Origin of the sequence: Stenotrophomonas sp. 2YAF22 (assembly GCF_052114665.1) — a bacterium.
In the GTDB taxonomy this organism is placed as follows: domain Bacteria; phylum Pseudomonadota; class Gammaproteobacteria; order Xanthomonadales; family Xanthomonadaceae; genus Stenotrophomonas; species Stenotrophomonas indicatrix.
This window is the reverse complement of sequence record NZ_JBFRFE010000094.1, coordinates 1-9,576: the sequence shown is the minus strand read 5'-3', so window position 1 is coordinate 9,576 and position 9,576 is coordinate 1. Positions and strand designations below refer to the sequence as shown.

Genomic DNA, 9,576 nt, shown 5'->3' with positions numbered 1-9,576 from the left:
TCTCCGAACTGATGCGTGGCATCGACAACGTCGCCCGCAGCCGGCGCCAGCACCTGCTGGTGTCGAGCTATCACGGCGACCAGGAGCAGCAGGGCGCAGCCCTGCGTGCCATGCGCGGCCGGGTCGACGGTCTGCTGGTGCTCTCGCCCTATGCCGAGAGCCCCGGGTTCCTGACCGACAACCTGCCGCAGGCATTGCCGACGGTACTCATCAACACCTACCTGCCTGGGCAGGACCATCCGGTGTTGAGCATCGATGACCATGCAGGGGCGATGGCGATGACCCGCCACCTGCTCGATGCTGGCCATCGGCGCATTGCATTCATTTCTGGCCCGGACCTCAACTTCGACGCGCGCGAGCGCCTGCGCGGCTTCCGTGACGCGCTGGCGGCGTTTGGCAGCGGCGCTGAAGGCATCGAGCTGCCCGGTGATTTCGACGAAGCTTCCGGCCATCGCGCCGGTCAGGAGTTGCTGGCAGCCGGCACGCTGCCCGATGCCGTATTCGCCGCCAACGACATGATGGCCCTGGGTTGCCTGTATGCCTTCGCGCAGGCAGGTGTCCATGTCCCGACCGATGTCGCCCTGGCCGGCTTCGATGACATTCCGCTTGCGCGTTTCGTTCACCCGTCGCTGACCACCATGCAGGTCAGCATTGCCGAACTGGGCGATCGGGCGATGTCGCGTTTGTTGCAGTTGATGGACGGCACCTCCACGGAAGGGGCAGGGGACAAGCAGACCCTGGTCCCGCGCCTGATTGTTCGCGATTCCACCACTCCGCCATCCGGCCATTGAAGCCAGAGGCGTTCCTTCTTTTTTGATTGATCGCAGGTGCCGCGCAAGCGGTCACCGCCACCCGGAGATTGAGTTGATGATGCATTCCACTATCCGCACGCCGGCGCGCCGGCTGCTGAGCACCGCACTGGTCAGCTGCCTGATGCTGGCCGCCGCCCCGAACGTCATGGCCCAGTCGGCCAACGCCAGCCTGCGCGGCCAGGTGTCCGGCGCCCAGGCCGGTGCCGAAGTCACCGCCACCAACGTCGCCACCGGCACCGTCCGTCGCGGCACCGTGCGTGCCGACGGCAGCTACTCGCTGATGGGCCTGGATCCGGGCACCTACAACGTGGTCGCCAACGGCCAGACCCAGAAGGTCACCGTCACCGTCGCCTCGACCGCGACGCTGAACTTCAGCGAGGCGGCTGCCGGTGGTACCGGCTCGACCGCCGCCACCAACCTGGACACCGTCAACGTCGTCGCGCCGACCCTGCTGCAGGAAGTGCGTACCTCCGAAGTCGGCAAGACCGTCAGCCTGCAGCAGATCCAGACCACCCCGCAGGTGTCGCGCAACTTCCTGGAGTTCGCCGACGCGGTGCCGGGCCTGATCTTCACCCGTGATGCCAAGGGCAACACCTCGCTGCGCGGCGGTGCCACCAATTCCGACGGTACCAACGTCTACATCGACGGCGTGGGCCAGAAGAGCTACGTCAAGGGCGGCGGCGTGGCCGGCCAGTCCGGCAGCGCCGGCAACCCGTTCCCGCAGTTGGCCATCGGCGAATACAAGGTCATCAGCGGCAACTACAAGGCCGAGTACGGCCAGGTGTCGAGCGCCGCAGTGACCGCTGCCACCAAGTCCGGTACCAATGAATTCAAGGGTGAGGCGTTCTACCGCTACACCGACGAGGACATGCGCGCCAAGACGCCGGCCGAGCGCCAGGGCGGCAAGGACAAGATGGTCTCGGCCGAGAAGGAATACGGCTTCGCCCTGGGCGGCCCGATCATCCAGGACAAGGCCCACTTCTTCGTGACCTACGAAGCCAAGCGCTTCGACCTGCCGGTCACCATCGCGCCGGACGGCGCGGTTACCGGTGCTGCCGGCCTCCTGCCGCCCGCAGGCGCCGCCGGCCTGGGCCCGGCCAGCCAGCCGTTCCAGCAGGATCTGATCTTCGGCAAGATCGACTTCGAGCCGACCGACAACGATCGCATCGAGCTGACCTTCCAGGACCGCGACGAAACCCAGTCGCAGTTCAGTGGCCAGACCTCGCCGGAAGCCGGTCGTGAAGTGGTCAACACCGACCGTCGTTACGCCCTGCGCTGGAACCACAGCGGCGAGCGTTACTACAACGAAATGATGGTCACCCATGAAGATTCGTTCAACAACCCGACCCCGCTGACCCTGGCCAACGGCATCACCTACACCGCACCGGACGGCACCGAAGACCGCACCGTGGTGAAGATCGGTGGCGCATCGGCACTGGATTCGCAGGTGAAGGGCCAGAAGGGCTGGTCGATCGAAGACAACCTGACCCTGGACGGCATCCAGTGGGCCGGCGACCACACCATCAAGATGGGCGTGAAGTACAAGGCGATCGACCTGTACGCCTCCGATGCGGCGCAGATCAACCCGACCTTCACCTACAGCCTGGGCGATCCGGACTTCCCCGATTCCATCCCGTACAAGGCGCAGTTCGTCAAGCCGGTGACCGGCGTGGACGGCGTGTCCGGTGAAGTGCGTTCGAAGTCCAAGCAGTACGGTGTGTTCATCCAGGACGACTGGCAGGTCAACGACCACCTGCAGATCAACCTCGGCCTGCGCTGGGACTACGAAAAGACCCCGTCCTACCTGGACTTCGTCACCCCGCAGGCCGTGGTCGACGCGATCTATTCGCAGGATCCGCGTGCTGCCGCCGGCCAGACCTACGCCGATTCGCTGGCGCTGGGCGGCCTGGACATCAGCGACTACATCAGCAACGGCCACAACCGCAAGGCATTCAAGGATGCCTGGCAGCCGCGCCTGGGCTTCTCGTATGACATCAACGCCGACGAGCAGCACGTGATCCACGGTGGTGCCGGCCGTTCGTACGACCGCGACCTGTTCGACAACCTGCAGCTGGAAACCACCAAGCTGGCCCTGCCGCAGCCGACCATCTACTTCCGCAACCCGACCACCGGCACCTGCATCAACGGCCAGGCCGCCTGCTATGACTGGAACCCGAACCTGCTCAACGGCATCGGCAACCTGCAGAGCCTGGTCGGTGCGACCAGCAATGCCGGCCTGGAAGTGGATCTGCTGAACAACAAGCTGAAGGCTCCGTACTCCGATCAGTTCAGCCTGGGCATGAGCAACCAGATCGGTGACTGGCTGACCGACGCCACCATCGCCCGTACCCTGAGCTACGACGGCTTCGCCTTCACCCTGGGCAACCGCTACCCGACCGGCCAGTTCTTCGATGACCCGCGCCTGTGCGGTGGCACCGAGCCGGGCCTGAGCCAGGCCTGGAGCTGCAACGTGCCGGGCTTCGGCAGCCTGATCATCGGCCAGCAGGGCATCAAGACCCGTGCGACCCAGATCCTGCTGTCGGCGCAGAAGCCGTTCACCCAGGAAAGCGGCTGGGGTACCTCGATCGCCTACACCTGGACGACCGCGCGCCACAACCGCGACATCAACGAGAAGTACGCCTTCGACCGCGGCCTGATCGAGGATTACCCGACCATCCGTTCCAACGGCGCGCCGCGCCACCGCCTGGTGGTCACCGGTTCGTACGCGGGCTTCTGGGGCATCACCTTCGGTGGCAAGATCACCCTGGCTACCCCGACCGCCGTCAATGACTGGTACCCGGTGCCGCAGGCCAGTGGCTACAACCTGCCGACGCCGCAGGCGGCTGTGCCCAACGCCAATGGCAAGTTCCTGGTGGGTGGCAAGATCTTCGGCTACCGTTCGGTCGACCTGCAGGCGACGAAGACGTTCAAGCTGGCGGGCGATACCGAGCTGTACGCGCGTATCGACATCATCAACGTGTTCAACTTCGACAACTTCTCCACCTACAACTACGTCAAGACCAACGGCAAGCTGCAGGCCAGCTACAACGAGACCGGCGACATCATCGGTACTCCGCGTCAGGTCAAGGCCGAAGTGGGCTTCCGCTTCTGATCACAGGCAGTTGATGCAACATCGTGCCGCCGGTTCGCCGGCGGCACCGGCAATGGCCGGTCCCCGGGCCGGTCCATTGCCCACGCCATTGCCAGACAGGGGGCAATGGCGTGGGCAATGACCGCGGTGTCATCGACCACGTTTCCGTGGTTTTTTAAGACCGCACTTTGTAAACGATTTCAGGTCATTGGACGTTATGCTCTTTCATCGATCAGCCCACCGGAGGAACCGCGCCATGCAGGCACGCCACCTGATGACCGCCGCTGCGATGACCCTGGCCATCGCCGCCTGCAAACCGGCCCAGCAGGAGCCTGCCAAGCCGCGCCCGCCGGTGATCCTGATCGAGGCCGACGCACCGCCGCGGCCGATGAAGCCGGAGCTGCCGCCGCTGTTCGATGACATCGAGCGCCGCACCTTCCAGTTCTTCTGGGATACCACCAACGAGATCAACGGCCTTACCCCGGACCGCTATCCGTCGCGACCGTTCGCCAGCATCGCCTCTGTCGGCTTCGCCCTGACCGCTTATCCGATCGGCATCGAGAACGGCTGGGTCAGCCGCAACCAGGCGATCGACCGCACCCTGACCACCCTGAAGTTCTTCCGCGACGTGCCGATGGGCCCGCAGCGCACCGGCAAGGCCGGCTACAAGGGTTTCTATTACCACTTCCTGGACATGCAGGAAGGGCGCCGCTACGACAGCTGGGTGGAACTGTCCTCGGTGGACACCGCGCTGCTGATGATGGGCGTGCTGTTCGCGCAGTCGTACTACGACGGCGACGATCCGCGCGAGAAGGAAATCCGGCAGATCGCCGACACCCTGTACAAGCAGGTCGACTGGCCGTGGCTGCAGCAGCGTGCGCCGCTGATCTCGATGGGCTGGTTCCCCGAGAACGGCTTCATCGACCATGACTGGATGGGCTACAACGAGGCGATGATGGTCTACATCCTCGCCCTGGGTTCGCCCAGCCATCCGGTCAGCCCGGATGCGTGGACAGTGTGGACGCGGACCTACGACAACGACTGGGGCGTCTACCAGGGCCAGGAATACCTGTCCTTCGGCCCGCTGTTCGGCCACCAGTACAGCCATGTCTGGATCGATTTCCGCGACATCCAGGATGCCTACATGCGCGAGCGTGGCAGCACCTACTTCCTCAACAGCCGTTCGGCCGCGCTGGCCCAGCGTGAGTACGCCATCGCCAATCCGATGAACTGGAAGGAGTACGGCGAGAACGTGTGGGGCCTGACCGCCAGTGATGGTCCGCAGAACACCACCCAGGAATACCGCGGTGAGCAGCGCCAGTTCCGCCATTACTCGTCGCGCGGCGCAGGCCTGCGCGAGAATTTCGATGACGGCACGATCGCGCCAACCGCAGCGATCTCCTCGGTCGTGTTCGCGCCCGAGGAAGTGATCCCGGCCACGTTGGAGATGCACAAGCGCTACGGCGACTACATCTACTCCAGCTATGGCTTCCTGGATTCGTTCAATCCCAGTTTCAACTACGACATCCCGATCAAGACCGGGCGCGTGGTGCCTGACCGCGGCTGGGTCGCCAGCGACTACATCGCCATCGACCAGGGCCCGATCCTGACCATGATCGCCAACTACCGCAACGACTTCGTCTGGGATGTGATGAAGAAGAACCCGTACATCCGCAAGGGTCTGGAACGGGCGGGCTTCAGCGGTGGCTGGCTGGCACCGGAAGGTTCCTTCCAGCCGCTAGAGCTGCAGAAGGATGAAAAGGCCGCAGCAGCACGTGCGGTCGGTATCGCTGAATCACGTGCGGCCGCCGCGCAGGAACAGAAAAACAATGCCAACCGCAACACCGGCCAGGGGAAGTAACAAGGTGCACGACTGGAAACACCGCCTGCGACGCTGGGCATTGCCTGCACTGGCCGCGCTGGTCATGGCCGGCTGCGCCCGCCCCGAGCAGGGCACCACCACCGTGCGCTTCTGGGCGATGGGTCGCGAGGCTGAGGTGGTCAGCGAGCTGATCCACGAATTCGAAGCGGAGAACCCCGGCATCAAGGTCGATGTGCAGAACATCCCGTGGACGGCCGCGCACGAGAAGCTGCTGACCGCGTTCGCCGCCGACGGCCTGCCCGACGTGTGCCAGCTCGGCAACACCTGGGTACCCGAATTCRCTGAGCTCAACGCGCTGACGCCGCTGCAGCCGTTCGTGCAGCGCTCGACCGTGGTGGATCCGAAGGACTACTTCCAGGGCATCTGGGATACCAACGTGATCCACGACGAGCTGGTCGGTGTGCCGTGGTACGTCGATACCCGCCTGATCTATTACCGCAAGGACCTGCTGGCCAAGGCCGGCTTCGACCATCCGCCGCGCACCTGGGCCGAATGGGACGAGCAGATGGCCGCGATCAAGCGCATGCAGGGCCCGAACCGCTATGCGGTGCTGATGCCGATCAACGAGTTCGAGCAGCAGCTGTCGCTGGCCCTGCAGCAGCCCGATCCGCTGCTGCGCGACGACGACACCCGTGGCAATTTCTCCAGCCCCGGCTTCCGCCGCACGCTGGGGTTCTACGCCAACATGTTCGAGCAGGGCTGGGCGCCGAAAATGTCCGAGACGCAGATCTCCAACGTCTGGGATGAATTCTTCCGCGGCTTCAACGTGTTCTACATTTCCGGCCCCTGGAACATCCGCGAGTTCAAGAAGCTGCAGCCGAAGGAACTGGAAGGGAAGTGGGGCACGGCCGCGCTGCCGGGTCCGGACGGTCCGGGCGCGGGCATCGCCGGTGGTACCAGCCTGGTGATCTTCCGCAAGTCGCAGCAGAAGGAAGCGTCCTGGAAGCTGATCGAGTTCCTGTCGCGGCCGGCAATCCAGGCGCGCTTCCACTCGATCATCGGCGACCTGCCGCCGCGCCGCAGCACCTGGAACGCGCCGTCGCTGGCCAACGATCCGCTTGCTGCCGCGTTCCGTGACCAGCTGGAGCGGGTCAAGCCCACCCCGAAGGTGCTCGAATGGGAGCGCATCGTGCAGGAAATGCGCATCGTCACCGAACAGGTGGTGCGCGGTGGCCTGCCGCAGGACAAGGCCGTGGCCGAGCTGGACCAGCGCGTGGACAAGGTGCTGGCCAAGCGGCGCTGGATGCATGAACAACAACGCCTGCAGCGCAGCGCACCCGCCTCGGGTTCGACCAGTGCAGTCGCGGCCGGGAGCCCGCAATGAAACGTTCTTCCCTTGCCGGCTGGATCTTCGCCGGCCCCTCGCTGATCGTGCTCGGTGTGTTCTTCGGCCTGCCGGTGGCTTCGGCGCTGGCGCTGAGCGTGACCGACTTCGACCTGTATGCGCTGGCCGACAGCAGCAACCTGCGCTTCGTGGGTCTTGGCAACTACATCGACCTGCTGCAGACCCCGATGTTCTGGAAGTCGCTGTGGAACACCACCTATTTCGTGGTGATCGGCGTGCCGTTGTCGATCGGCGTATCGCTGGGCGCGGCGATGCTGCTCAATGCCCCGGCCGCGCGCTTCAAGGCGCTGTTCCGCACCGCGCTGTTCGCCCCGGTGGTGACCACGCTGGTGGCGGTGGCGGTGATCTGGCGCTACCTGTTCCACACCAGCTATGGCCTGGTGAACTACGGCCTGGGCCATCTTGGCATCAGCCCGATCGACTGGCTGGGCGATCCCAACTGGGCGATGCCGACCATCATGCTGTTCGCGGTGTGGAAGAACTTCGGCTACAACATGGTGATCTTCCTGGCCGGCCTGCAGGCGATCCCGCATGACCTGTACGAAGCCGCGCGCATTGATGGTGCCTCACGCTGGAAACAGTTCCTGCACATCACCCTGCCGATGCTCGGACCGGTGCTGCTGGTGGTCGGGGTGATCACTGTCTCCGGCTACTTCCAGCTGTTCGCCGAACCGTACGTGATGACCCGCGGCGACCCACTGCAGAGCACCGTCAGTGTGCTGTATTTCATGTTCGAGGAAGGCTTCAAGTGGTGGAACCTGGGACGCGCCTCGGCTGTGGCGTTCCTGCTGTTCCTGATCATCCTGGCGGTGACCACCGTGATGCTGCGCTTTGGCCGCAAGAGGCAGTTGGTATGAGTCGTGAAATCGGCCAGTCACGCTGGCACCCGTGGATGATCAACGGCGCGCTGCTGGTGCTGGCCCTGGTCAGCCTGGCACCGTTGCTGTGGATGCTGTCGGTCTCGTTCATGCCGCAGGGTGAGGCCACCCACTTCCCGCCGCCGCTGCTGCCGTCCAGCATCACCACGCACAACTACACGGAGCTGTTCGCGCGTACCGGCATGGGCGGCAACTTCGCCAACAGCCTGTTGGTGTCGCTGGCGATCACCCTCGGTTCGCTGCTGCTCAACACGATGGCCGGCTACGCCTTCGCCAAGCTCAACTTCGTCGGTCGTGAGCGCCTGTTCCAGGTGCTGATGGCGGCGCTGGTGATCCCGGCACAGGTGGCGATGCTGCCGCTGTTCCTGCTGATGAAGCAGCTGGGCCTGGTCAACAGTTTCGGCGGCGTGATCGTGCCGGCGCTGGCCAGCGTGTTCGGCATCTTCCTGGTGCGCCAGTACGCCCGCTCCATTCCCGATGAGCTGCTGGAAGCGGCGCGCATCGACGGGGCAGGGGAGCTGCGCATCTTCTTCCAGATCGTGCTGCCGATGCTCAAGCCGGTGCTGGTGACGCTGGCGATCTTCACCTTCATGGGCGCCTGGAACGATTTCATGTGGCCGCTGATCGTGTTGACCGACCAGGAGCACTACACTTTGCCGGTGGCGTTGGCCACCCTCTCGCGCGAACACATCATGGACGTGGAAATGATGATGGCCGGCGCAGTGGTCACCGTGGTTCCGGTGCTGGCGCTGTTCCTGGTGCTGCAGCGGTACTACATCCAAGGATTGTTGCTGGGGAGCGTGAAGGGATGAAGCGTGCGATCGCCGTTGGACTGGGCCTGTTGTGGTCTTCCCTGGCGATCGCCGCACCACCGGCGCTCCCCGCGCCGAAGGTGCTGGATGATTTCGACGACATCAGCGCCTGGAAGCTGGTGTTGTCGGACCAGGTCAGCGGCTCGCTGCGGCCGGTCAGTGGTGCCGGCGGTGGCCGCGCGCTGTGCCTGGATTACGACTTCCATGAGGTCTCCGGTTACGTCGGCATCCGTCGTCCACTGAACATCGAGTACCCGGCCAACTATCGTTTCGGCTTCCAGCTGCGCGGTGATTCGCCGTCCAATGACCTGCAGTTCAAGCTGATCGACGCCAGCGGCGACAACGTGTGGTGGGTCAACCGTCCCGGCTACGCCTTCCCCAAGGCGTGGACGCCGGTGGAGTATCGCCGCCGTCAGATCGACAAGGCCTGGGGGCCATCGCCAGAGAAGGACATGGCGCGCAGCGCGTCGATGGAATTCACGATCTACAGCAAGGTCGGCGGCCGCGGTACCGTGTGCTTCGACAAGCTGACCCTGCAGGGCCTGCCCGCGCAGGATGATTCCGCGCTGCGGCCCTCGGTGATCGCCGATACCGCAACCGCGCTGCAGGACCGGATGATCGACGGCAAGTCCGATACCTTCTGGATCAGCGGTGGGGTCAAGCAGCAGACCATCAGCCTGGACCTGCACAAGAGCCGCGAGATCGGCGGTGCGGTGATCGACTGGCTGCCCAGCCTGGAAGCGAACCGTTATACCG

Annotated in this window: 7 protein-coding genes; all 7 read left to right on the top strand. The window is 64.5% G+C overall.

Annotated features, from left to right (window positions below; genetic code table 11):
• Positions 1 to 791, top strand: a 791-nt coding sequence (locus AB4Y84_RS06020) for a LacI family DNA-binding transcriptional regulator (protein ID WP_442249870.1), incomplete at its 5' end; no start/stop codon positions are given.
• Between the two features lie 76 nt (positions 792 to 867).
• On the top strand, positions 868 to 3,924 hold the full coding sequence (locus AB4Y84_RS06015) for a TonB-dependent receptor (RefSeq protein ID WP_442244298.1): 3,057 nt from the start codon (positions 868 to 870) through the stop codon (positions 3,922 to 3,924).
• Positions 3,925 to 4,159: 235 nt separating this feature from the next.
• Positions 4,160 to 5,764: a glucoamylase family protein gene (locus tag AB4Y84_RS06010; RefSeq protein WP_080148417.1), complete on the top strand. Its 1,605-nt coding sequence runs from the start codon at positions 4,160 to 4,162 to the stop codon at positions 5,762 to 5,764.
• A 64-nt stretch (positions 5,765 to 5,828) separates the two neighbouring features.
• Positions 5,829 to 7,109, top strand: coding sequence for a sugar ABC transporter substrate-binding protein (locus AB4Y84_RS06005; RefSeq protein ID WP_442249871.1), 1,281 nt, complete (start codon positions 5,829 to 5,831; stop codon positions 7,107 to 7,109).
• Complete coding sequence (locus tag AB4Y84_RS06000) at positions 7,106 to 7,987, top strand: carbohydrate ABC transporter permease (protein ID WP_089236186.1); 882 nt, start codon at positions 7,106 to 7,108, stop codon at positions 7,985 to 7,987. The genes AB4Y84_RS06005 and AB4Y84_RS06000 overlap by 4 nt, the downstream gene beginning before the upstream one ends.
• Entirely contained in the window at positions 7,984 to 8,820 is an 837-nt protein-coding gene (locus AB4Y84_RS05995; RefSeq protein ID WP_089236185.1) for a carbohydrate ABC transporter permease, read from the top strand. Before AB4Y84_RS06000 ends, AB4Y84_RS05995 begins: the two co-directional genes overlap by 4 nt.
• On the top strand, positions 8,817 to 9,576 hold a 760-nt coding region (locus AB4Y84_RS05990; RefSeq protein ID WP_442249869.1), incomplete at its 3' end, for a discoidin domain-containing protein. The genes AB4Y84_RS05995 and AB4Y84_RS05990, both read left to right, overlap by 4 nt.

Coding starts and splice junctions, on each gene's coding strand:
- AB4Y84_RS06015 (WP_442244298.1), top strand. CDS start 868: ATGATGCATTCCACTATCCGCACGCCGGCGCGCCGGCTGCTGAGCACC.
- AB4Y84_RS06010 (WP_080148417.1), top strand. CDS start 4,160: ATGCAGGCACGCCACCTGATGACCGCCGCTGCGATGACCCTGGCCATC.
- AB4Y84_RS05995 (WP_089236185.1), top strand. CDS start 7,984: ATGAGTCGTGAAATCGGCCAGTCACGCTGGCACCCGTGGATGATCAAC.
- AB4Y84_RS06000 (WP_089236186.1), top strand. CDS start 7,106: ATGAAACGTTCTTCCCTTGCCGGCTGGATCTTCGCCGGCCCCTCGCTG.